This is a genomic window from Burkholderia sp. KJ006 (assembly GCF_000262695.1).
Taxonomy (GTDB): Bacteria; Pseudomonadota; Gammaproteobacteria; order Burkholderiales; family Burkholderiaceae; genus Burkholderia; species Burkholderia vietnamiensis.
In genome coordinates this window covers 2,907,480-2,931,279 of the sequence record NC_017920.1, presented here as the reverse complement: position 1 = coordinate 2,931,279, position 23,800 = coordinate 2,907,480, and the positions used below count along the sequence as shown (strand labels likewise).

Below are 23,800 nucleotides of genomic sequence, written 5' to 3'. Positions count from 1 at the left end.
AAGCAAAGCACAAAAAATTGGTTCGGCCGCGATGCGCGGCGCGCGAGAATCGACGCTCGTCTTCAAGCAACGCAAGCGAGGGCAATCATGCGCGCATGCAGCAAATCGGCGTGGCCGCCGCGGCTCGTGACCGTTCCGGGCCTGCACGGCAGCGAAGGCGCCCACTGGCAGAGCTGGCTCGAACGGCAGTTCGCGCGTTCGTTGCGCGTCGAGCAGGCCGACTGGGATGCGCCCGACCTCGTGCGCTGGGCGCAGTCGGTGCGCGCGCTGCTCGAGCGCGAGCGCGGCCCGTTCGTGCTGGCCGCGCACAGCTTCGGCTGCCTCGCCGCCGCGCATGCGCTCGCGCAGTGGCCGCAGGCCGCCGACGTCGCGGGCGTGCTGCTCGTCGCGCCGGCCAGTCCGAAGAAGTTCACGTTCGCCGGGCCGTTCGACGCGCGCCGGCTCGCGGTGCCGTCGATCGTGATCGGCAGCGAGACCGATCCGTGGATGCCGCTCGCCGACGCGCGCACGCTCGCGCGGCAGCTCGGCAGCGCGTTCGTGAACCTCGGCGACGCGGGGCACGTCAACACCGCGGCGGGCTTCGGGCCGTGGCCGCGCGCGAAGTATTTCATCGACACGCTCGTGCATTGCGCGGCGCCGCTGCGCTTTCGCGACGCGGCCGACGGCTTCGACCGCGCGCTCGTCGAGCGCGCGCTCGCGCATGCGGTGTGACGCGCGCGGCGCGCGCCCGCGTCACACCCCGCGTCACCCCGCTTACGACACCGTGACGGGCTTCACCGCCGCTGGGTCCGAATAGCTCGGCCGGCCGTTCTCGACGTGGCCCGCGAAGCGCCGCGAGAACGTGGGGTTCGCGCCGTCGCTCACCGTCACGTCATACCAATGATGGCTCGCCGCGAGCGCCCATTGCTCGACGCGCTCGTCGCCGCCGTGCAGCGTGACCTGTCGCGACGGCGCGCCGTACGCGTTGTCGGTCAGCGTCAACGTCACGTGGCCGCTGCCATGATTGCGCAGCTTCAGATACAGATTGCCGTTCGCGACGTCGTAGCCGGCCTTCACCTCGGGCTGCGCATGGTTGCGGCGGCGCGCCGTCGCGGCCGACACGTCGCCCGCGAAGACCCGCACGAACCCGTTCGGGCCGTACACCGAGAACGCATACGCGCCGTTCGTCTCGGTCAGATCGAAGTCCGCGTGCAGCACGCGGCGCGCGCCGACCGTGTAGCGCCACGGGCCGTCGGTGCGGTTCGTCGCGTACACGTGGAAGTGCGCGCCCTGGTTGCCGCGGTTCGCGAACTCGATGCGCAGCGTGTTGCCGCCGTAAATGCTCGCGTTCACGTGCAGCTCGTACGGCAGCGCGCGGGCCGGCCGCACGCCCGGCTCCTGCGGATCGATCGGCGACGGCGTCGCGGGCACCGTGGGCGCGGGCTGCGACGTGCATTGCTGATCGGCGATCGAGCGGTACTGGCTCGTGTCGGGCAGCGCCGGGAAGGTCGCGTCCGACGAGCGGAAGTCGAACGCGGCGGTGAGGTCGCCGCACACGGTGCGGCGCCACGGCGTGATGTTCGGCTCGTCGACGCCGAAGCGTTCGCCGATGAAGCGGATCACCGACGTGTGGTCGAACACCTGCGAGCACACGAAGCCGCCCTTCGACCACGGCGACACGACCGTCATCGGCACGCGCGGCCCGAGGCCGTACGGCAGCCCGTCGGCCGTATAGCTGCCGCCGCGGCCGGGGTTCACGACCGTGTGCAGCTCGCCGTCGGTGGTCACCGTCGAGGCGCCCTGCGCGGCCGAGGTCGGCGGCTGCGGCGGCACGACGTGATCGAAGAAGCCGTCGTTCTCGTCGTACATGATGAACAGCACCGTCTTCGCCCACACGTCGGGGTTCGACGTCAGCGCGTCGAGGATCTGCGACGTGTAGTTCGCGCCGTACGCGGGCGTGTATTTCGGATGCTCGGAGAACGCGGCCGGCGGCAGCAGCCACGACACCTGCGGCAGCCGGTCGTTGATCACGTCGTCCTTCAGGTTGTCGAGCGTGCGCACCGTCTGCGCGCGCTGATACAGCGACGAGCCCGGCTTCGCGTCGATGAAGTTCGCGAAGTTCTGCAGGATGTTGGTGCCGTAGTTGCCGTTGTACGGATCGGCCCACGTGAGCCCCTGCTGGTAGATCTGCCAAGACACGCCGCGCGCCTCGAGCCGTTCCGGGAAGGTCGTCCACGACAGCAGCTGGTAGGCGGGCGGCAGGTCGCCGTCGACGTAGTCGGCGTTGTCGAGCAGCGGGCCGCCGAACTTGCCGGTCGGATCGATCGTGCCGGTCATCAGGTACGAGCGGTTCGGGTGCGTCGGCCCCGGCAGCGAGCAGAAATAGTTGTCGCAGACGGTGAACGCATCGGCGAGCGCGTAGTGGAACGGGATGTCGTCGCGGACGTGATAGCCCATCGTCATGTCGGTCTTGTTCGCGGGCCACTGGTCGTAGCGGCCGCCGTCGATCGCCGCGTGCGTCTTCGCCCACGAGTGGTCGAGCGCGCCGAGACATTGCGCGCTGGTCGTCTTCGTGTCGAGCCGGAACGGCAGCACCGGCTTGCCCGGATCCTCCTTCGACGGCTGGTACCACACCGGCTTGCCGTTCGGCAGCGGGATCGGGAAGCGGTCGTTGTAGCCGCGCACGCCGCGCAGGTGTCCGAAGTAATGGTCGAACGAGCGGTTCTCCTGCATGAACACGACGATGTGCTGGACATCGCGGATCGTGCCGGTGCCGCGCGCGGCGGGAATCGCGAGCGCACGGCGGATCGATTCGGGGAAGGCGTTGAGCGCGACGGCGGCGCCCGCCGATTGCGCGACGGTATGCAGGAAACGGCGGCGGCTGGATGACGTCATGTCGTTTTACCTCGGTTCTGCGAACGGGACGGGAGCGGGGACGGCGCGATCAATGCGGCGACGAGGCAGCGGCGGCCGATGCCGCGGTGGCCGACGCATCGGCCGCCGGTTTTGCATCGTCGTCGTCGTCGGGCGGGAAGTGGACGACGGGCGGCGCGAGCGGCGCGGCATCCGCCGCGGCAGCGTGCGCGCCGGCATCGCTGTTGAACGCGCTCGCGGTGCCCGACGACGCGCCGGCCTGCTGCGACGCGTCGGCCGCTTGCTCGTCGTGCGGCGCGTCGTCGCTGCAGGCGGCGACGAGCGCGGTGGCACACAGAACGGCGGCAACGACGACACGACGCATCACTTCTCTCCTGGCAGGCTGATCGGCAAACGTTTTCCAGTATGCTGGCGCGATGCGACGTTTCGGTGAATCGTTTGCGACCGGAACATGATCGCGAAACGCTTTCGCGAAGCTGTCCCGTGGCTTTCGGCGAAGGCTGCACGAGGCAGACGCGCATGGTGGAATTTGCCAGCGGGACGCGGACGACGTGCCGCATTTACATGCGTGTGCAACGCGAAGGCGCGAACCGTGCCGCGCGCGATGCGCGCGCAGTGCGCGGCGGCCAGCGCGCGAGCGGCGGTCGATATGTCGCGTCCGATGCCGCGAGCCGGTATTTGTTGCCGTTTCGTCGGCGTGTTGCCAGCAGCGCGTCAGCGTGCCGCCATCCAGCGCTCGGATACGGCCGCGCATCGCGATCCCGGCCGAGTGCGCGGCACGCGCGCGCCGGCGTCGCTGCTGCGCGGCACCGGAATTGCTCCGAGCGCCGCTGCGCGCGCGCTCGCGCACGACCGGTCCGGCACGGGCCGCCTTTCCGCGTCCATCCCTCATCGAGCGAGCAGAACTCATGTTCACCGATCGATCCGATTCCTCATCCGCCGAACCCGGGCGCGCCGCTTCGCGCGCGCCGCTCGGCGAAGGCCGGCCGGCGCCGTCGCAGCCGGCCGATACGCCGTCGAGCGCGGCGCGTCGCCGCTTCCTGCAATCGGCGGCGGCGGCCGCGACGGTCGGCGCCGCGCCGCACGTGCATGCGCAGGGCGAGGCCGCCGCAGCGCCGCCTGCGCACCGCGACGCGGTGCCCGCGCGGCCGGTGCATCTCGACATCAACGGACGCGCGTACACGCTGCAACTCGAGCCGCGCGTCACGCTGCTCGACGCGCTGCGCGAGTACGCGGGGCTGACCGGCACGAAGAAGGGATGCGACCGCGGGCAGTGCGGCGCCTGCACGGTGCTCGTCGACGGGCGGCGCATCAATGCGTGTCTGACGCTCGCGGTGATGCACGAAGGCCAGCACATCACGACGGTCGAAGGGCTCGCGCGCGACGGCGTGCCGAGCGCGGTGCAGCGCGCGTTCGTCGCACACGATGCGTTCCAGTGCGGTTACTGCACGCCCGGCCAGGTGTGCGCCGCGACCGCGCTGCTCGACGAGTTCGCGGCCGGCGCGGCGAGCGCGGTCACCGCCGACGTGCGGCATCGCCCGGTGCAGCTGACGGACGCCGAGATCCGCGAACGCATGAGCGGCAACCTGTGCCGCTGCGGCGCGTATTCCAACATCGTCGCCGCCGTGCGCGCCGCGCACGCGGCGAGCGCATAGCCGGCGGAGGGCATCGCAATGGAAGCGATCACCTACGAACGTGCGGCCGACGTCGCCGGCGCGGTGCGCGCGGCGCAGCGTCCGGGCGCGGCGTTCATCGGCGGCGGCACGAACCTGCTCGATCTGATGAAGGGCGGCGTGGCGCGACCGGTCGCGCTCATCGACATCACGCGCATCGCGGGCCTCGATACGGTCGACGCGCTGCCCGACGGCGGGCTGCGGATCGGTGCGCTCGTGCGCAACAGCGATGCGGCCGATCATGCGCGCATCCGCGCGGACTATCCGCTGCTGTCGCAGGCGCTGCTCGCGGGCGCGTCGGCGCAGCTGCGCAACATGGCGACCATCGGCGGCAACCTGATGCAGCGCACGCGCTGTCCGTACTTCTACGACACGGCCTTCGCGCAATGCAACAAGCGCGAGCCGGGCAGCGGCTGCGCGGCCATCGGCGGCCACAACCGGATGCACGCGATTCTCGGCGCGAGCCCGCAGTGCGTGGCGGTGAACCCGTCGGACATGAGCGTTGCGCTCGCCGCGCTGGACGCCGTCGTGCAGGTGAGCGGCCCGCGCGGCGCGCGGCAGATTCCGTTCGAGTCGTTTCACCGCCTGCCCGGCGACCGGCCCGATCTCGACACGACGCTCGCGCCCGGCGAGCTGATCACCGCGGTGGACCTGCCGCCGCCGCGCTTCGCCGGCCATGCGCATTACCTGAAGGTGCGCGATCGCGCGAGCTACGCGTTTGCGCTCGTGTCGGTGGCGGCCGCGTTGCGGATGGACGGCGCGCGCATCGAGGAGGCGCGCATCGCGCTCGGCGGTGTGGCGCACAAGCCGCTGCGCGCGACGCTCGCCGAGCAGCATCTCGCGGGACGCGCGCCGACCGATGCGTTGCTGCACGACGCCGCCGCGCTCGCGCTGCGCGATGCGCGGCCGCTCGACGGCAATGCGTTCAAGGTCGCGCTCGCGCAGCGCGCGATCGTGCGCGCGGTGAAACGCGCCGCAGCCAATGGAGGTGCAGCATGAACACGCTGACCGGACAGCCGCTCGATCGCGTCGACGGCATGCTGAAGGTGACGGGCGGCGCGCATTACGCGGCGGAATTCGCCGATCCGCGGCTCGCGCACGCGGTGCTCGTGACGAGCACGATCGCGGCCGGGCGGATCGAATCGATCGACACGGCGCGTGCGCGGGCGATGCCCGGCGTGCTGCTCGTGATCACGCACGAGAACGCGATGCGGCTGCCCAACGGCGGCCGGCCGCCGCTGTCGCCGCCCGCGGGCCGGCACCTCACGCTGCTGCAGGACGACACGGTGCGCTACAGCAACGAGCCCGTCGCGGTCGTCGTCGCGCAGACGCTCGAGCAGGCGAGCGCCGCCGCCGATGCGGTGCGCGTGCGCTATCGCCCGGGCGCCGCCGCGCTCGATTTCGCGCGCGAGAAGGCGGCCGCGCGCGTGCCGCCGAAGCAGCAGGGGCGGCCGATGGACACGCAGCGCGGCGACGTCGACGCGGGGCTGCGCGAAGGCGCGGTGCGCATCGACGCGACCTACACGACGCCGATGCAGCATCACAACCCGATCGAGCCGCATGCGACGATGGCCCGCTGGGACGGCCCGACGCTCACGCTGCACGACGCGACGCAGGGCGTGTCGGGCGCGAGCACCGCGGTGGCCGCGGTGTTCGGCATCGCGCCGGAGCAGGTGCGCGTGCTGTCGCCGTTCCTCGGCGGCGGCTTTGGCTGCAAGGGCTCGTCGTGGTCGCACGTGTCGCTGTGCGCGATGGCCGCGAAGCAGGCCGGTCGGCCGGTGCGGCTCGTGCTGACGCGGCCGCAGATGTTCGGCCCGGTCGGCTCGCGGCCGTACACCGAGCAGCGCGTCGTGCTGGCCGCACGCGCCGACGGCACGCTGACCGCGATGCGCCACGATTCGGTCGTGACCACCTCGACGTTCGAGGACTGGACCGAGATGTGCGGGATGCCGTCGCGGATCATGTACGCGGTGCCGAACCAGGCGACGACGCACCGGATCGTGTCGCTGAACGTCGGCACGCCGACCTTCATGCGCGCGCCGGGCGAGGCGTCGGGGTCGTTCGCGCTCGAGTCGGCGATGGACGAACTCGCGTGGCAGCTGCGGATGGACCCGGTCGAATTGCGGCTCGCGAACTACGCGCAGGTCGATCCGCAGGACGGCAAGCCGTGGTCGAGCAACGAACTGCGCGCGTGCTACCGGCTCGGCGCGCAGCGCTTCGGCTGGTCGCGCCGCACCGGCGCGCCGCGCACGATGCGCGACGGCGACACGCTGATCGGCCTCGGGATGGCGGCCGCCACGTACCCGGCGAACCGCAGCGAGGCGTCGGCGCGCGCGCGCATTCTGCCGGACGGCACGGCTGAAGTGGCATCGGGCACGCAGGACATCGGCACGGGCACCTACACGGTGATGACGCAGGTGGCCGCCGATGCGCTCGGCTTCGCGTTGCGCGACGTGCGTTTCGTGCTGGGCGACTCCGGGCTGCCGCGCGCGCCGGTGTCGGGCGGCTCGCAGACGGCGGCGAGCGTCGCGCCTGCCGTGCGCGAGGCCGCGCTGCAGGCGCGCGCGCAGCTGATCGCGCTGGCCGTGGGCGCACCCGGTTCGCCGCTGCACGGCGTCGCGGCCGACGACGTGACGGTCGACGACGGCTGGGTCGTGCATCGCCGCGATCCGTCGCGGCGCGATCCCGCCGCGGCGGTGATCGCGCGCGCGGGCGGCCGGCCGATCGACGTGCAGGCGACGACGAAGCCGGGCGACGAGAAGTCGCGCTATGCGTCGCATTCGTTCGGGGCGGTGTTCGCGGAGGTGCACGTCGACGCCGAGCTGGGCACGATCCGCGTGCCGCGCATCGTCGGCGCATACAGCGTCGGCAGCGTGCTGAACGCGAAGACGGCGCGCAGCCAGCTGATCGGCGGCATGGTGTGGGGGCTCGGCACCGCGCTCGAGGAGGGGTCGTATCTCGACGTGCGGCACGGCCGCTTCACGAACGCGAACCTCGCCGAATATCACGTGCCGGTGAACGCGGACATCGGCGAACTCGACGTGATCTTCGTCGACGAGCGCGACACGCATTTCAATCCGCTCGGCATCCGCGGGATCGGCGAGATCGGCATCACCGGCGTGCCGGCCGCGATCGCCAATGCCGTCTATCACGCGACCGGCGTGCGCGTGCGCGATCTGCCGATCACGCTCGACAAGGTGGCGACGTCGGCGATGGGCTGAGCGTCAGCGGCGCGGGGTTCTGCGCCGCAAGTTGCTGTGCATCGGGCGTTGTCGCGCGCGGTGCGGTCGCGTGCGGCTGCGGCTGCATGTGCCGCGTGTATCACGTGGCGTGTGCCGCGCGCCGACTCGCCCGCGCGTGAGTCGGCGGGTGGCTTGGTCCGTCGATTAGCTCGTGAGTTAGCGCGCGAACAGCGGATAGGTCGCCCCAGCGATCAACGCGGTCGCGAGCCATACGACGCTCCACGAACTGACGGCGAGCAGCGGCGGGATCGCGAGCGGCGTGGCGAACAGGCCGAGATAGACGACCGTGTTCGCCATCCCGAGCGCGGTGCCCGCGTGGTTCGCGCCGGCGAGCGTCGCCAGTTCGGTGTACGCGACGCCGTGCCACGCGGACACGCAGATGCCGGCGAACACGAGAATCGCGACGATCGCGCCGAGCGGAACGTAGGGGCTGGCGGCCGTCGCTGCGGCGAGCAGCGAGAACGCGCCGGCCGCGACGCAGACCGACCCGCGCAGGTACGCACGCCGGTTGCCGTGCCGGTCGGTATGGCGGCCGCTCCACACGCGCATCACCATGGCGCCGGCCTGCAGCGCGACCATCGCCGTGCTGATGCCGGCGAGCCCGAGCCGGCCGAAATCGTGCAGGAACACGGTCGCGAACGTGAGCACCGCGAACTGCGGCGCGCACAACGCGCCGATGCCGAGCACGATGCGCCACACGCGGGCGCTCGCCAGCGGGCCGCGCGCGGGAGCGGCGGACGCTTGCTGTGCGGCGGGCGGCGTTGTCGAGGTGCTCGAGGTGGACGGCGCGGCGGATGCGGCCGATGTGTCGGATGTGCGGGATGTTGCCGATGGGACCGACGCGGCGGATGCGACCGATGAGTCCGATGCGCCGGATGTAGCCGTCGCGACCGATGCGGCGGAAGTGGCGGACGGCGCGAACGCAACCACCCCACCCGGCGGCTCATGCAACCAGCGCCACGTGAGCGCCGCCGATCCCGCGCACAGCAGCATCAACGCGCCGTACACCGCGGCGAAGCCCGCATGCGACGCGAGCGCCGGCAGCAGCGCCGCGCCGACGCCGCCGCCGAGCGGCACGGCCGTCTGCCGGATGCTCATCGCGAGCCCGCGTTCGCGTTCGCCGAACCAGCGCATCACCGCGCGTCCGCTCGAACCGTTCACGCTGCCGCCGAGCAGGCCGACGCAGCACATCGCCGCCACGACGCGCAGCAGCGGCGGCACGGCATGCGCGCTCGGCACGATCGCGGCGACCATCACCGCGAGCATCGCGGCGGTCGCGACGAGGCCGGTGAGCAGCACGCGCCGATCGCCGAAGCGATCGGCCGCGATGCCCCACGGCAACTCCGACAGCGCGACGCCGAAGCCCAGCGCGCCGAGCACGAGGCCGAGCGCGGCGTTGTCGAGGTGATAGGCCGAGCGCATCCACACGGCGGTGGTCGGAATGCCGGCCGCGGCGGCCGAAAAGCTCATGTTCGCCGCGACGCCGGCAGCGAGCACGCGCCAGCGATGCGCCGGGCCGCGCGCAGCGCCGGCGCGCGCGGACGGGGAAGCGAGGCAGGAGGTATCCATGACGACGGGTCCGTGTGCAAATTGACATCGTCAGTGTGGCGACCTACATTCATCCTGAAAATCGGAAAGTTTTTGATGAATCGTTCGACAAAACAGGATGATCGAGATGCCGATGCGAGACCCTAGCGACGCCGCGCTTGCGCGTCCCAATTTCGATGTCGCGGCGCTGCGCAGCCTGGTGGCGGGCGTCGACCTCGGCAGCTTCACGAAGGCGGCCGATCGCGTCGCGCGCTCGTCGTCGGCGGTGAGCGCGCAGATCCGCAAGCTCGAGGAGCAGGCCGGCACGCCGCTGTTCGTGAAGGCCGGGCGCGGGCTGGCGCTGACCGACGCGGGCGACGCGATGCTGCGCTACGCGCGCCGCATGATCGAACTGAACGACGAAGCGGCCGCGGCCGTGCGCGGCGTGAATCTCGACGGCTGGGTGCGGGTCGGGCTGCAGGAGGATTTCGGCGAAGCGATCCTGCCCGACGTGCTCGGGCGTTTTGCGCGCGCGCATCCGAAGGTGCGGATCGAGGCGCGCGTCGCGCGCAATGCCGAGCTGCTCGAGCGGCTCGACGCGAATCAGCTCGATCTCGCGCTCGTGTGGGGCGATCCGGCATCGGCGAGCCTGATGTCGCGCGCGGGCATCGACAGCGACGCGATCGCCCAGGTGCCGATGCAGTGGATCGCGGCCGTGGGCGCGGGCGACGTCGGCGTGGCCGACGCCGGCGCAATGCCGGATGCCGCACGCGACGGCGCTGCGAGCGCCGCCGCGGAGCGCACGCCGGGTGCGCCGGCAGAGCAGGCAGAGCAGGCAGAGCAGGCAGAGCAGGCAGAGCAGGCAGAGCGTGGAGAGCCGCTGCCGCTCGTCGTGTTCGACCGGCCGTGCCGCTTCTTCGCCGCGGCGACCGACGCGCTCGACCGCGCGGGCTTGCCGTGGCGCGTCGCATTCACCACGCCGAGCCTGGCCGGACTATGGGCGGCCGCGGCGGCCGGGCTGGGCGTCACGGTGCGCTCGCATTACGGGTTGCCCGCGTCGGTGCGCGCACTCGACACGGCCGCGTGCGGCCTGCCCGCGCTGCCGAGCCTGCCGCTGCTGTTGCTGCGCCGCACGTCGTCGGCGACGCCGACCGTGGAACGGCTCGCGCAGATCGTGACGCAGGCCGTGCGCGACGCGACCCGACGCGACGCGGTGGCGCTGGCGGCCTGAGGCTCGCCGGGGCGGTGTCGCGTGAGGCGGCGCGCGCAGTTTGAGAGTGAGCGGGCGCGCTCGCCGCTGGCGCTCAGGCTTCGATGGGCGGCGTGAGCGTCCGGCACGCCGCCGCATCGACGGTAGCCCGTTCGATCGTCCGCCGCGTTCGCCCGCTCGCCTGCGCGCTCGCCCGCTCGCTCGTTCGCTCGCCCGCGCGCCGACGGCCGTGTCGCGCAGCGGCGCCGTCCGGTCGGCGAAACGCACCGCTTGCGGTTCACCCGGCGCCCCGGCCAGCCGACCGCTTCGCCGCACAACGGCCACCACCCCAGCCGGCCCCACGCGCCCATACCCCTCGTCCTACACCGCCGCAACCGCCGGCGCGTGCGCCTGCAGCGCCGCCCACAGCTCGCCGAGCCTGTCGCGCAACGCGGCGCTCGCGGGCACGAACGGCAACCGCAGCCCGTCTTCGCACCATCCTTGCGCGGCCAGCAGCGCCTTCACCGGCGCGGGATTCGGCTCGGCGAACAGCGCCGCGACGAGCGGCTGCAACGCGACCGCCAGCCGTCGCGCGTCGGCGAGGCGGCCGTCGCGCAGCAGCGCGTGGATGCGCACGTGCCATTCGGGCAGCACGTGCGCGCTGCTCGCGATCGCGCCGTGCGCGCCTGCACAGAGCGCCGCGAAGTTCTGGTTGTCGTCGCCGGACAGGATCGCGAGCGGCGTGTCGTGCACGAGCCGGCTCAGCCGGTCGAGCGTGCCGCCGCACTCCTTGACGCCGGCCACGCGCGCATCGCGCGCGAGCGCCTGCAACGTCTCCAGTTCGACGTTCACGCCGGTGCGGTACGGGATGTTGTAGACGAGCACCGGCACATCGGCCGCGGCGACGATCGCCTCGACGTGACGGCGGATGCCGTCCTGCGTCGGCCTCACGTAGACGGGCGGCGTGACGAGCAGCCCGTCGGGCCGCAGCGCGGCGAGCTCGCGTGCGCGGGCGGCCGCGAAGTGGGTCGCGCTCGCGGTGAGCCCGACGACGATCGGCACGCCGGGCGCCGCGTCGCGCAGCGTCGCGAACACCGCATCCTGTTCGCGCGCGTCGAGCAGCACGCCCTCGCCGGTCGTCGCGCCCGCGACGAAGCCGGTGATGCCGGCCGCCGCGTAATGGCGCGCGAGCCGCGCGAGCGCGCCGTGGTCGACCTCGCCGTCGTGGAGCGGCGTGATGATCGGCAGCCAGATACCTTCGAAACGTGTGTGCATGCAAAGCCTCATGGTGAGAACGGAGTGGAGAGGAACCGTTCCGCCGGCGGGCGCCGGAGCGAGGCATGCGGGCAAGGAGAAAGCAACGACCCGCGGGCATCCCGTCCGGCATTCGCCTGACGGGACGCGACGTCCCCGTCAGTCGAGGAGTCGTTTTTTCAGTTTCAGCCCGGCCGCGCGCACACCTGCCGCGGTGGCGGCGAGGATCGACAGCGAGCGCGGAGCAGCGGACATGGATGGACCGGAAAAGGGCTGAGCGGCGATCTTAACACCGCGGCCGGCGCGCGCGCGAGCCGGCGTGCCGCGTTAGCAGAATTCCAGATTTGCTTTCCACGACAGATTGGAAGGCGCGCGGCGCCCGGCCGCTAGAATGCCCGCTTACGTTTCGATGACGGTGCGCACGCGCGCCGTCACGCACATTCACCACCACTGGAAACGGGGTATATCGCGATGGCAGGCATCAAGGTGATCGGCCGCTGGCTGCACGCCGGCACGGCGGCGGCGCTGGTCGTGGCGGCAACGGCCGCGCACGCGGACACGTCGATCCTCAACGTGTCGTACGACGTGACGCGCGAGCTGTACAAGGACATCAACGCGAGCTTCGCCGCGGCGTACAAGCAGCAGACCGGCGAAACGGTGACGATCAAGCAGTCGCACGGCGCGTCGAGCGCGCAGGCGCTGTCGGTGCTGCAAGGGCTGCAGGCCGACGTCGTGACGATGAACCAGCCGAACGACATCGACCTGCTCGCCGAGCGCGGCCAGCTGCTGTCGAAGGACTGGCGCGCGCGCTTTCCCGACAACAGCTCGCCGTACTCGACGACGATGGTGTTCCTCGTGCGCAAGGGCAACCCGAAGGCCATCAAGGACTGGAGCGATCTCGCGAAGCCGGGCGTGCAGGTGGTCATCGCGAATCCGAAGACGTCGGGCAACGGCCGCTACGCGTATCTTGCCGCGTGGGGCTATCAGAAGCAGAAGGGCGCGACCGACCAGCAGGCGCTCGATTTCGAGAAGGCGATCTTCCGCAACGTGCCGGTGCTCGATTCGGGCGGCCGCGGCGCAACGACGACCTTCACGCAGCGCGGCATCGGCGACGTGCTCGTCACGTTCGAGAACGAGGTCGCGCTGATGGACACCGGCGCATCGGGCGCGCAATTCGACGCGGTGTATCCGTCGGCGAGCATTCTCGCGGAGCCGCCCGTCGCCGTGGTCGACAAGGTCGTCGACAAAAAGGGCACGCGCAAGGTCGCGCAGGCCTATCTCGCTTATCTGTACACGCCGCAGGCGCAGGAGATCGTCGCGCAGCACCATCTGCGCCCGCGCGATCCGAACGTGCTGAAAAAGCACGCGGCCGAGTTCAAGCCGCTGAAGACGTTCAGCGTCGAGCAGGTTTTCGGCAGCTGGGCGAACGCGCAGAAGACGCACTTCGCCGACGGCGGCACGTTCGATCGCGTGATCGTCGACCGGAAGTAAGGGCGGCGCGCGCGGAGGGCGCGATCTTTCGCGCGCCGCGCGTCCGTCGGCGCAGCGCCGATCTCGCGCGCACCGCGGCCTCGGTGCAGCGCGTGAGCGCTGCACGAAACCCCTCCCCGCGCGACCTCCGCACCGTACGCGCGCCCCGCGCCCGCGCATGCTACGCTCATCGCCTTCCTGTCCCAGGCGTCGCGCGATGAACGTCGATCCGTCTTCCCCTTTCTCCCGCGGCCGGGGCCGCCGGATCTGGTCCGGCACCCGCCCGGTGATCGCGTACGGCATGCCGCCGCTCGGCTGGCGCGACCTGTATCACCGCGCGCTGACGGTCACCTGGCCCGTGTTCTTCCTGTCGCTCGCGGTGCTGTTCCTGCTGATCAACGGCGGCTTCGCGCTGCTCTACCTGCTCGGCCACGAGCCGATCGCGAACCAGTCGCCGGCCGGCTTCACCGGCGCGTTCTTCTTCAGCGTCGAGACGCTCGCGACGGTCGGCTACGGCGACATGCATCCGCAGACCGTCTACGCGCACGTCGTCGCCACGTTCGAGATCTTCATCGGGATGTCGGGCATCGCATTGGCCACCGGCCTCGTGTTCGCGCGCTTTTCGCGACCGCAGGCGAAGATCCTGTTCGCGCGCTACGCGATCGTGCGGCCGCTGGACGGGCGGATGACGCTGATGGTGCGCGCCGCCAACGCGCGTCAGAACGTGATCGCCGAAGCGCAGGCGAAACTGCGGCTGATGCGGGTCGAAGGCACGCACGAAGGCTACACGCTGCGCAAGATCCACGATCTGCCGCTCGTGCGCAACGAGCATCCGATCTTCCTGCTCGGCTGGAACCTGATGCACGTGATCGACGAAACCAGCCCGCTGTTCGGCGAAACGGCCGAATCGCTCGCCGCGCGCGACGCGTCGCTGCTGATCACGATCGAGGGCTCCGACGAGACGACGTCGCAGGTCATGCAGGCGCGCCACACGTGGACCCACGCCGAGATCCGCTGGCGTCACCGCTATGTCGACCTGATGCGCGACGAGGGCGGCATCACGCACATCGACTACACGCATTTTCACGAGGTCGTGCCGGTCGACGCGGACAGCGACGCAGGCGGTCTGCCGGGCGAGGTGGTCGATGCGGGCGGGTCGGCGCGCGCGCCCGGGCCGGCCGCATGAGCGGCGCGCCGCACCCAGCGTGATGCGCCGCGCGCCGGATCGAACCCACGGAGAAGGCACCGCATGGCCCACGACGACCGCACGACGATCATTTCCCGGCGCACGCCCGAATCGGCGGCGATGCGCGCCGAGCTCGCGCGCGCGATGGCGATCACCGCGCGGCTCAACCGGCTGACGTTCGCCGATGCGGACGAAGTCCGCAGCCTGTTCGGCGAACTGACGGGCAAGCCGATCGACGACGGCTTCCTGCTGATTCCGCCGTTCTACGCAACCGGCGGCGCAGCCACGCGGATCGGCCGGAACGTGTTCGTCAACCAGAACTGCACGTTCTACGACCTCGGCGGCCTCGACATCGGCGACGACGCGATGATCGGGCCGAACGTGAGCCTCATCACGTCCGGCCATCCGCTCGAGCCGTCGCGCCGACGCGACGCGGTCGTGGCCCGGCCGATCTCGATCGGCAACAACGTGTGGATCGGCGCGGGCGCGACGATCCTCGGCGGCGTGACGGTCGGCGAGAACGCGGTGGTCGGCGCCGGCTCGGTCGTGACGCGCGACGTCCCGCCGAATACGCTGGTCGCCGGCAACCCGGCGCGGATCGTCCGTTCGATCGCGGAGTGACGGCGTGGGGCGGCGGCGACGCCACCGCGCGGCGGATGTGGACAACCGGCATTTCGCTCAATCGAAATGCTGTGCAAGCGACCGGTGAGCATGCGGCGCAAGCCTGAAGCGGCGCGGTTTTGCGGCGGTTGGCGCGGGCGCGCCGGCGTGTGCATTAGCCGACGTTGCGCATGCGCGGGCGGCCAACGTCCGCGCGATGTCGGTTGTGGATATCTCGCTTCGCACGCAGTCGCAATGCTGTGCATTTGGTCGGTGAGCATGCGCCCGTGGGCAGGAATGCCTGCCGCAGCATGTGGACAACCTGGCGCGCAACGACGAAAAACGCTGTGCTCGCGGACGGTGAGCGCCGGCGTCCGCCCGCGTGTGACGCTTGCGCCGCGCGGGCTTCCGCGCGCTGCCCGACATTCGGCGCGTTGCGCGTTCAGGCGCGCCGCTCGCTTCGACGATCGATCGCGCGAGCGTTTCGCGTTGTGGATATCTTGCCGCCGAACGCAGTCGCAGCGCTGTGTATTCCGATGGTGAGCGTCGCGGCCCGGTCGCGCCCGAGGTCTGCCTGCGTGGCCTAGCGCGTTCCCGTGGACGGCTTCGGCGGTCGCGCATTCTAACCGCACTCGCGATCGCGCGTTTCATTCGACTGCTTGCCGCGATGTGGATATGCGCTCGCCCGAACCAGTCGATGTGCTGTGTATCCCGACGGTGAGCGCCGATGCGTGCGGCGCGGCCGCGTGCGCGCGAGCCCCGGCGCGCGGGGCTGAGCGGCATCGCTCGCGTCGGTTCGCGCCCGAATCGGCGGTCGTCATGCGATACCGCGCCGACGCTCACCGTTCGATTTCACAGTGTTGCGAGTGGTTGCATGGGTGAATTGTCCACATCGATCTCCCGATCGCCGCTCACCCTTGAAATGCACAGCGTTTCGAGTGATCGCGGAAAGGGCCATTCATTCCCGAATCGGCGCGGCCGTTCGATCGATTTGCTGTCGCTCACCGTCGGAATGCACAGCGTTTCGAGTTGTGATGGGTGGGTTCTATCCACAGCCAAATCGGCCTCCTCATTCGCTTGCGTGCCGCTGCTCACCATCGGAACTCACAGGGTTTTTAGTGTGTGGCTGCCCCCGAGGTGCCCCGCACCTACACGCTTCCGCGCCTGCCGCGCCGGAAGTAAATAGAGCATCGCGAGCCGCACACCGCTGCGGACAATCGCCCCCGCTCAATCGACTCGCAATCCTGTGCATTCGACCGGTGAGCGTCGCCGCCGAATCGGCGGGAAGCGGGCAGGCGGGTGTGGATATCCGGCCTCCGCATCGACTCGCAGCCCTGTGGATTTGAATGGTGAGCGCCTCGATCCGCTGGATGGGCGGGCCGATTGCGTTGTGGATAATCCACCCCCCGACGACACTCGAAACGCTGTGCAATCGACCGGTGAGCGCCCGCCTGCAGCCGGGCGTTGTGGATATCCGGCGCCCGCGACCAATTCGAACGCTGTGCATTTCATGGGTGAGGACGCTCGCGATCCGAGGCGCAAACCCTTGCCACGCGGCCTTGCGCGCGCGTGCCGCTGCTTCCGCGGCCGCCGCCTCGCCGTGTGAGCGCTGCAGCGCACCCGCCCGTCTCGGCATGCGCTGCGAGCCGCCCAGCGGCCTGCGGCAGAACTCTCTCAATTCCGCTGCAAAACCTGTGCAGTCTTTCTCGCTTCGACGCCGCGTCAGCAAGATGAGAAAAAACTTTCTCGCCTTCCCGCGAAAAAATAGAGCCATCCCGCTGCTCGCGGCCGGCGTCGTCCGACGCCGCGGCGCGCGGCCCGGCACAGCACAAAGCACAATCAGGAGACATCCCCATGACCGCCCGCCTGCCCGTCGACGGCACGCCCGCTCTATCCGACTACCGGCTGACCGACAACCTGACCGCCACGCGCGGCCGCATCTTCCTGACCGGCACGCAGGCGCTGGTCCGCCTGCTGCTGATGCAGCGCGCAGCCGACACCGCGCAGGGCCTGAACACGGCCGGCTTCGTCAGCGGCTACCGCGGCTCGCCGCTCGGGATGGTCGACCAGCAGCTGTGGAAGGCGAAGAAGCTGCTCGACGCCGGCGGCGTGCGCTTCCTGCCCGCGATCAACGAGGAGCTCGGCGGCACCGCGGTGCTCGGCACCCAGCGCGTCGAGGCCGACCCGGAGCGCACCGTCGATGGCGTATATGCAATGTGGTACGGCAAGGGTCCGGGCGTCGACCGCGCCGGCGACGCGCTGAAGCACGGCAACGCGTACGGCTCGTCGCCGCACGGCGGCGTGCTGGTGGTGGCGGGCGACGACCACGGCTGCGTGTCGTCGTCGATGCCGCATCAGAGCGACTTCGCGATGATGGCGTGGCACATGCCGATCGTGAACCCGTCGAACATCGCCGACATGCTCGAATTCGGCCTGTACGGCTGGGCGCTGTCGCGCTACTCGGGCGCATGGGTCGGCTTCAAGGCGATCTCGGAGACGGTGGAGTCGGGCTCGACCGTCGATCTCGACGCGCTGCAGACGCAGTGGCCGGCGCCGGCCGGCTTCGCGCCGCCGGCCGGCGGCCTGCACAACCGCTGGCCCGACCTGCCGAGCCTGACGATCGAAGCGCGCCTCGCCGCCAAGCTCGACGCGGTGCGCCATTTCGCGCGGGCCAACAGCATCGACAAGTGGATCGCGCCGGGCGCGCACGCGAACGTCGGCATCGTCACGTGCGGCAAGGCGCATCTGGACCTGATGGAAGCGCTGCGCCGCCTCGACCTGACGGTCGGCGATCTCGACGCGGCCGGCGTGCGGATCTACAAGGTCGGCCTGTCGTATCCGCTCGAAATGACGCGCATCGACACCTTCGTCGACGGGCTCGCCGAGGTGCTGGTCATCGAGGAGAAGGGCCCCGTCATCGAGCAGCAGATCAAGGACTATCTGTACAACCGCGCGGACGGCGCGCGCCCGCGCGTGCTCGGCAAGCACGACGCGGCCGGCGCGTGCCTGCTGTCGGAACTCGGCGAGCTGCGTCCGTCGCGCATCCTGCCGGTGTTCGCCGACTGGCTCGCGCGCCACAAGCCGACGCTCGATCGCCGCGAACGCGTGGTCGATCTCGTCGCCCCGCAGATCCTGTCGAACGAAGCCGATGCGGTGAAGCGCACGCCGTATTTCTGCTCGGGCTGCCCGCACAACACGTCGACCAAGGTGCCCGAAGGCTCGATCGCGCAGGCCGGCATCGGCTGTCACTTCATGGCGTCGTGGATGGAGCGCGACACGACCGGCCTGATCCAGATGGGCGGCGAAGGCGTCGACTGGGCCGCGCACGCGATGTTCACCAACACGAAGCACGTGTTCCAGAACCTCGGCGACGGCACCTACTTCCATTCGGGGATCCTCGCGATCCGTCAGGCGGTCGCCGCGAAAGCGAACATCACGTACAAGATCCTCTACAACGACGCGGTGGCGATGACGGGCGGCCAGCCGGTCGACGGCAGCATCTCGGTGCCGCAGATCGCGCGGCAGGTCGAAGCCGAAGGCGTGTCGCGCTTCGTCGTGGTGTCGGACGAGCCGCAGAAGTACGACGGCCATCACGGGCAGTTCCCGGCCGGCACGACGTTCCATCACCGCAGCGAGCTCGATGCGGTGCAGCGCGAGCTGCGCGAGACGCCGGGCGTCACCGTGCTGATCTACGACCAGACCTGCGCGGCGGAGAAGCGCCGCCGCCGCAAGAAGGGCGAGTTCCCCGATCCCGATAAGCGGCTGTTCATCAACGACGCGGTGTGCGAAGGCTGCGGCGACTGCGGCGTGCAGTCGAACTGCCTGTCGGTCGAGCCGCTCGAGACGCCGCTCGGCCGCAAGCGCCGCATCGACCAGTCGTCGTGCAACAAGGACTACTCGTGCGTGAACGGCTTCTGCCCGAGCTTCGTGACGGTCGAAGGCGCGGCGCTGAAGAAGGCGGCCGGCGCGGCGTTCGACGAAGCCGCGCTCGCCGCGCGCGTCGACGCGCTGCCGGTGCCCGCGACGCATCTCGACGCGGCGCCGTACGACATGCTGGTGACCGGGGTCGGCGGCACGGGCGTCGTGACGGTCGGCGCGCTGATCAGCATGGCCGCGCACCTCGAGGGCAAGAGCGCGTCGGTGCTCGACTTCATGGGCTTTGCGCAGAAGGGCGGCTCGGTGCTGTCGTTCGTGCGGATCGCGTCGAGCGACCGCTGGCTGAACCAGGTGCGCATCGACACGCAGCAGGCCGACGTGCTGCTCGCATGCGACATGGTGGTCGGCGCGAGCGCCGAGGCGCTGCAGACGGTGCGCCACGAGCGCACGCGCATCGTCGTCAACACGCACCGGATTCCGAACGCGTCGTTCGTGCAGAACCCGGACGCGAACCTGCACGCCGACGCGCTGCTCGAGAAAATGCGTCACGCGGCCGGCGCCGGCCATCTGTCGAGCTGCGACGCGCAGGCGCTCGCCGCGAAATTCCTCGGCGACTCGATCGGCGCGAACATCCTGATGCTCGGCTACGCGTGGCAGCTCGGTCTCGTGCCGGTGTCGCTCGCCGCGATGATGCGCGCGATCGAGCTGAACAACGTCGCGGTGCCGATGAACAAGCTCGCGTTCTCGATCGGCCGGATGGCGGCCGGCGACGCCACGGGGCTCGACGCGTTGTGGCGGGCGCGCCATGCGGGGCTCGCGCCGATGGTTTCCACAGCCGCCGCCTCCGACACGCTGGACACGCCTGCCCCGCTCGACGCGTTGATCGCCGATCGCGAGACGCGCCTGTCGGCATACGGCGGCGCACGTTACGTCGAGCGCTACCGCGCGCTGGTGAACGCGGCGCGCGCGAAGGGCGACGAGGCGCTGACGCGCGCGGTCGCGACGACCTTCTACCGCCTGCTCGCGGTGAAGGACGAATACGAGGTCGCACGGCTCTATGCGGACGGCGCGTTCCGCGCGGCGCTCGAAGCGCAGTTCGAAGGCGTGCCGGGGCAGGACTATCGCGTGAAGTTCAATCTCGCGCCGCCGGCGCTCGCGAAGGCCGGCCGCGACGGCAGCGCGCCGAACAAGCGCGTGTTCGGCCAGTGGCTGTGGCCGGTGCTCGGCGTGCTCGCGCGCGTGCGCAGCCTGCGCGGCACGCCGCTCGATCCGTTCGGCCGCACGGCCGAGCGCCGGATGGAGCGCGCGCTCGCCGACGACTACGAGACGACGCTCACGCGCGCGCTCGCCGCGATGACGGCCGCCAACGCGGCGCAGGTCGCGCAACTGGCCGAACTGCATGCGCGCGTGCGCGGCTTCGGCCACGTGAAGGTGCGCAACCTCGCGGGCGTGAAGCGGGCGGAGCGCGAGCTCGCGCTGCAGCTCGGCATCGACGCGGCGACGAGCGCGGCCGTGCAGCACGCGCTCGACGAGATGAAGGGCGCCGGCATGCTGAAGGGGATTCCGGTGGTCGTCGCGAAGTAAGGCAACCGCCCGCCCGATGCGAAAACGGCGACGCGCGAGCGTCGCCGTTTCTTCATGCGGTGGCCGTGCGCGGCGGCGTGCATCGACGCATCAGACGAGGCCCTTCTTGCGCGTCGACAGCGCCGTCTCCGACAGATCGATCTCGCGGATCAGCTTCGTCAGCGTTTCGTCCGAGATGCGGCTTTCGCTGCGCAGCCGATAAAGCACCGTGCGCTCCGCGCGCACCGCGGCGATCCGCATCTGCAGCTCCATCGTTTCGCTCTGATGCGCCTGCGCGCGCGGCGTCGGGCCGTCGTCGGCGAGCGAGGCGAGGCGGCGGCGGTACAGGTCCATCACGCGCGCCGAGATGTCCGCGCAGCGCGCGGCGCCCGATTCGTCGAGCGCGGCCGCGATCGCGTCGTGCGACGCGTCGATCGCGCGGATCGCGGCCTGCGCGGCGGCCGCGCGCGCGGCGCGCTCCTCGGCGGCGAGCGGGTTGCGCGCCGCGCGCATGCCGCGCAGCAGCAGCGGCAAGCCGATCATCGCGACGATCAGCGAGCCGAGGATCACCGCCGACGCGATGAAGATCGCGGCGTCGCGCCCCGGCAGCGGCGCGCCGTTCGACAGCGCGACCGGAATCGACAGCACGCCGGCGAGCGTGACCGCGCCGCGCACGCCGCCGACCGTCATCACCGCGATCGTGCGCACGCCGGCCATCGTGCCGGGCAGGCCCTGGCGCGCGGCGCGGCGGCTCGCGATCCAGCGCAGCAGCCACACCCACAGGAAGCGGATCGCATACAGCGCGACCATCATCGCGCAGACGTTGAAGATCATCCGGCCGACGAGCGCATCGCTCGTGTGGTGCGCGTCGACCAGCGCGCTGCCGATGATGTGCGGCAGCTGCAGCCCGAGCATGATGAACACCATGCCGTTGAACACGAACTCGATCATCGCCCACGTGCTCTCCGCGCGCACGCGCGACGCGACGGTGCTTTTGCGCGAGAAGCTCGTGTAATTCATCATCATCCCGGCCGACACCGCCGCGAGCACGCCCGACAGCTCGAGATGCTCGGCGAACAGGTACGCGGCGAACGGCACCAGCAGCGTCATCACGATGCCGGGGGCCGGATCGCCTTCCTGCTCTGCGTTGAGAAAGCGCGTCGACAGCGCGCTGAACAGCCACGCGACGCCCGCGCCGGTGGCGAGCCCGCCGGCCGCGACGATCACGAACGTGATCGACGCGTCGCGCAGCGAGAACATGCCGGTGAGCGCGGCGGCGATCGCGAACTTCAGCGCGACGAGGCCCGACGCGTCGTTCATCAGCGCCTCGCCTTCGAGGATGTGCATCAGCTGCGGCGGGATGCGGCCCTTGCCGGCGATGCCGGACAGCGCCACCGCATCGGTCGGCGACAGCACGGCCGCGAGCGCGAACGCGATCGGCAGCGGCAACTCGGGTATCAGCCAGTGCGCGAAATACCCGACGGCGAGTACCGTCATGAACACGAGCCCGAACGCGAGCATCAGGATCGCGCGGCGCTGCATGTACAGTTCGCGCTTCGGGATCCGCCAGCCGTCGGCGAACAGCAGCGGCGGAATGAACAGCAGCATGAAGATCTCGGGATCGAACGTGACGTGCAGGTTCAGCCTGGGCCACGCGAGCATCGCGCCGAACGCGATCTGCATCAGCGGCAGCGGCAGCCGCAACGGCAGCACACGCGTGAGCGCGCCCGACAGCGCGACCGTGAGCAGCAGAATGAGGACGGTGAAGACGATTTCCATCGATACGGCACGAGGAGAATGGAACGACCGTACGCAGTGTAGCGTGACGACGTGCGCGCTGCGCTCGAGTGCGCCGGTGCGCGCGCACGCAAACGGTGCAGCACGGCTGCGCCAGGCTGGTGCGGCGGGCGCGCAGGCGCGTGCGGCATATGTGTTCAGCGCTTGCACGGAGCTTGCTTGATGCTTGCGTACCGTCCGGCAACGACCGGAGCACCGAGGAATTCACCATGACATTGCGCGCGCCGCCCCGTTCACCCGCCACGTTCGGCCGCATCGGCAGGAGGCAGCCATGACCATCGTGCAGCAGGAGCGTCCGGCTGCCGCGTCGCCGTATCGTTTCGAGCGGGAGATGAGCTCCGGCTTCGAACGACTGGCGACCCAGCACCACGAGCTGACGCTCACGACCGTGTTTCAGCCGATCTTCAGCCTGTCGCACCAGCGCGCGGTGGGCTACGAGGCGCTGCTGCGCGCGCACGATCCGCTCGACCGTGCGGTGTCGCCGCTCGACGTGTTCGGCCAGGCCGCGCGCCAGGGCGAGCTGCTGCAGCTCGACCGGCTCGCGCAGGCGCTGCATCTCGAGAATTTCGCGCTGCTCGGCGCGGAGCGCGAATGGCTGTTTCTCAACGTGCATCCGGGCGTGCTGACCGACCCGTTCCAGGCCGCCGCGCTGCTCGCCAACCTGAAGCGGCTCGGCATGCCGCCGCGCCGCGTCGTGCTCGAAGTGCTCGAACAGCGCGCGGAAGACGTCGAGCGGCTCGCCGACGCCGTGCGCGAGTTTCGCGCGCAGGGCTTCCTGATCGCGCTCGACGATTTCGGCGCCGGCCACTCGAACATCGAGCGGATCTGGCAGTTGAACCCGGACATCGTGAAGCTCGACCGCATCATGCTGTCGCACGCCGCGCATCGCACGGGGCTCACCGCGATTCTGCACGGGCTCGTCACGCTGTTGCACGAGGCCGGCAAGCTGGTGCTCGTCGAGGGGATCGAGACCGAGCACGACGCGCAGATCGCGCTGTCGTGCGAGGCCGATTTCGTGCAGGGCTATTACTTCGGCCGCCCGGCGCCCGGCTTGCCCGACAGCGCGGCGGCGACCGGCTGCATCGGCGAGCTGACCGAGCGCTTCCGGCAGCAATCCGAAGCGCGCGAGCGGCGCGATGCGCAGCGGCTCGCGCCGTACCTGCGCGCGTTCGAACGCGCGGCCGAGCGGCTCGCGGCCGGCGAAGCGCTCGACGAGGTGTGCTGGAACTTTCTCGCGCTCGACGACGCCGCGCGCTGCTTCCTGCTCGACGCGCGCGGCCGTCAGTCCGGCCGCAACGTCGTGCTGCGCGCGGACCGCGCGCTCGCCGAGGCGCGGTTCTCGCCGCTGGCCGATGCGCAGGGCGCGAACTGGCTGCGCCGGCCGTATTTCCGCACCGCGATCGCCGAGCCGGGGCGCGTGCAGCTGACGCGCCCGTATCTGTCGATCAGCGAGGCGCAGCCGTGCGTGACCTTGTCGGTGGCCGTGCGCATCGGCGATGCGCTGCACGTGCTGTGCGGCGATATCGACTGGCGCGACGACACGGCCGACGGCGCGTAGGGCCGGCTCCGC

15 protein-coding genes are annotated in these 23,800 nt (G+C 70.7%); 10 read left to right on the top strand and 5 right to left on the bottom strand.

All coding sequences use genetic code 11. The annotated features are described in order from the left end of the window. Positions 1-87 precede the first annotated feature (87 nt). A complete protein-coding gene (locus MYA_RS13190) occupies positions 88-711 on the top strand; it encodes an RBBP9/YdeN family alpha/beta hydrolase (protein ID WP_011886198.1) in 624 nt (207 codons plus the stop codon). Positions 712-753: 42 nt separating this feature from the next. Here the strand turns inward: MYA_RS13190 and MYA_RS13185 are convergent, their stop codons facing one another. Together MYA_RS13185 and MYA_RS32495 are read right to left on the bottom strand one after the other, a co-directional pair. Continuing rightward, positions 754-2,874 (bottom strand): phosphocholine-specific phospholipase C, encoded by a 2,121-nt coding sequence (locus MYA_RS13185; RefSeq protein ID WP_011886197.1) that lies wholly within the window; start codon positions 2,872-2,874, stop codon positions 754-756. A gap of 49 nt (positions 2,875-2,923) precedes the next feature. Next, positions 2,924-3,217 (bottom strand): hypothetical protein, encoded by a 294-nt coding sequence (locus MYA_RS32495; RefSeq protein WP_041493906.1) that lies wholly within the window; start codon positions 3,215-3,217, stop codon positions 2,924-2,926. Positions 3,218-3,761: 544 nt separating this feature from the next. On the opposite strand from MYA_RS32495, the gene MYA_RS13175 reads away from it, so the two are divergent. From MYA_RS13175 to MYA_RS13165, 3 genes are read left to right on the top strand one after another with little or no spacing between them, the layout of a single operon-like run. After that, on the top strand, positions 3,762-4,508 hold the full coding sequence (locus MYA_RS13175) for a (2Fe-2S)-binding protein (protein ID WP_014723764.1): 747 nt from the start codon (positions 3,762-3,764) through the stop codon (positions 4,506-4,508). Between the two features lie 18 nt (positions 4,509-4,526). Further along, positions 4,527-5,525, top strand: coding sequence for an FAD binding domain-containing protein (locus MYA_RS13170; protein WP_014723763.1), 999 nt, complete (start codon positions 4,527-4,529; stop codon positions 5,523-5,525). Further along, a complete protein-coding gene (locus MYA_RS13165; RefSeq protein ID WP_014723762.1) occupies positions 5,522-7,747 on the top strand; it encodes a xanthine dehydrogenase family protein molybdopterin-binding subunit in 2,226 nt (741 codons plus the stop codon). Before MYA_RS13170 ends, MYA_RS13165 begins: the two co-directional genes overlap by 4 nt. 177 nt (positions 7,748-7,924) lie before the next feature. Here MYA_RS13165 and MYA_RS13160 read toward each other — a convergent pair whose 3' ends face one another. Further along, on the bottom strand, positions 7,925-9,337 hold the full coding sequence (locus MYA_RS13160) for an MFS transporter (RefSeq protein ID WP_014723761.1): 1,413 nt from the start codon (positions 9,335-9,337) through the stop codon (positions 7,925-7,927). Between the two features lie 106 nt (positions 9,338-9,443). Here MYA_RS13160 and MYA_RS13155 point away from each other — a divergent pair, with 106 nt between their 5' ends. Beyond that, complete coding sequence (locus MYA_RS13155; protein ID WP_085954494.1) at positions 9,444-10,526, top strand: LysR substrate-binding domain-containing protein; 1,083 nt, start codon at positions 9,444-9,446, stop codon at positions 10,524-10,526. A gap of 339 nt (positions 10,527-10,865) precedes the next feature. On the opposite strand, the gene dapA is transcribed toward MYA_RS13155, so the two are convergent. After that, positions 10,866-11,759: a 4-hydroxy-tetrahydrodipicolinate synthase gene (gene dapA, locus MYA_RS13150; RefSeq protein ID WP_014723758.1), complete on the bottom strand. Its 894-nt coding sequence runs from the start codon at positions 11,757-11,759 to the stop codon at positions 10,866-10,868. Positions 11,760-12,209: 450 nt separating this feature from the next. Here dapA and MYA_RS13145 point away from each other — a divergent pair, with 450 nt between their 5' ends. The 4 genes from MYA_RS13145 (at position 12,210) to MYA_RS13130 (ending at position 20,454) form a co-directional block, all read left to right on the top strand. Continuing rightward, complete coding sequence (locus tag MYA_RS13145; protein ID WP_011886189.1) at positions 12,210-13,229, top strand: sulfate ABC transporter substrate-binding protein; 1,020 nt, start codon at positions 12,210-12,212, stop codon at positions 13,227-13,229. Between the two features lie 196 nt (positions 13,230-13,425). After that, positions 13,426-14,394 carry an ion channel gene (locus MYA_RS13140; protein ID WP_041493904.1) on the top strand — a complete coding sequence of 323 codons (969 nt, stop codon included), beginning with the start codon at positions 13,426-13,428 and terminating at the stop codon, positions 14,392-14,394. 63 nt (positions 14,395-14,457) lie between these two features. Beyond that, complete coding sequence (locus MYA_RS13135; RefSeq protein ID WP_014723756.1) at positions 14,458-15,015, top strand: sugar O-acetyltransferase; 558 nt, start codon at positions 14,458-14,460, stop codon at positions 15,013-15,015. 1,833 nt (positions 15,016-16,848) lie between these two features. Next, complete coding sequence (locus tag MYA_RS13130) at positions 16,849-20,454, top strand: indolepyruvate ferredoxin oxidoreductase family protein (protein ID WP_014723755.1); 3,606 nt, start codon at positions 16,849-16,851, stop codon at positions 20,452-20,454. A 90-nt stretch (positions 20,455-20,544) separates the two neighbouring features. Here MYA_RS13130 and MYA_RS13125 read toward each other — a convergent pair whose 3' ends face one another. Further along, positions 20,545-22,212, bottom strand: a complete 1,668-nt coding sequence (locus MYA_RS13125; protein ID WP_014723754.1) for a Na+/H+ antiporter — start codon at positions 22,210-22,212, stop codon at positions 20,545-20,547. A 289-nt stretch (positions 22,213-22,501) separates the two neighbouring features. On the opposite strand from MYA_RS13125, the gene MYA_RS13120 reads away from it, so the two are divergent. After that, positions 22,502-23,788, top strand: a complete 1,287-nt coding sequence (locus tag MYA_RS13120; protein ID WP_011886184.1) for a sensor domain-containing phosphodiesterase — start codon at positions 22,502-22,504, stop codon at positions 23,786-23,788. Positions 23,789-23,800 lie beyond the last annotated feature (12 nt).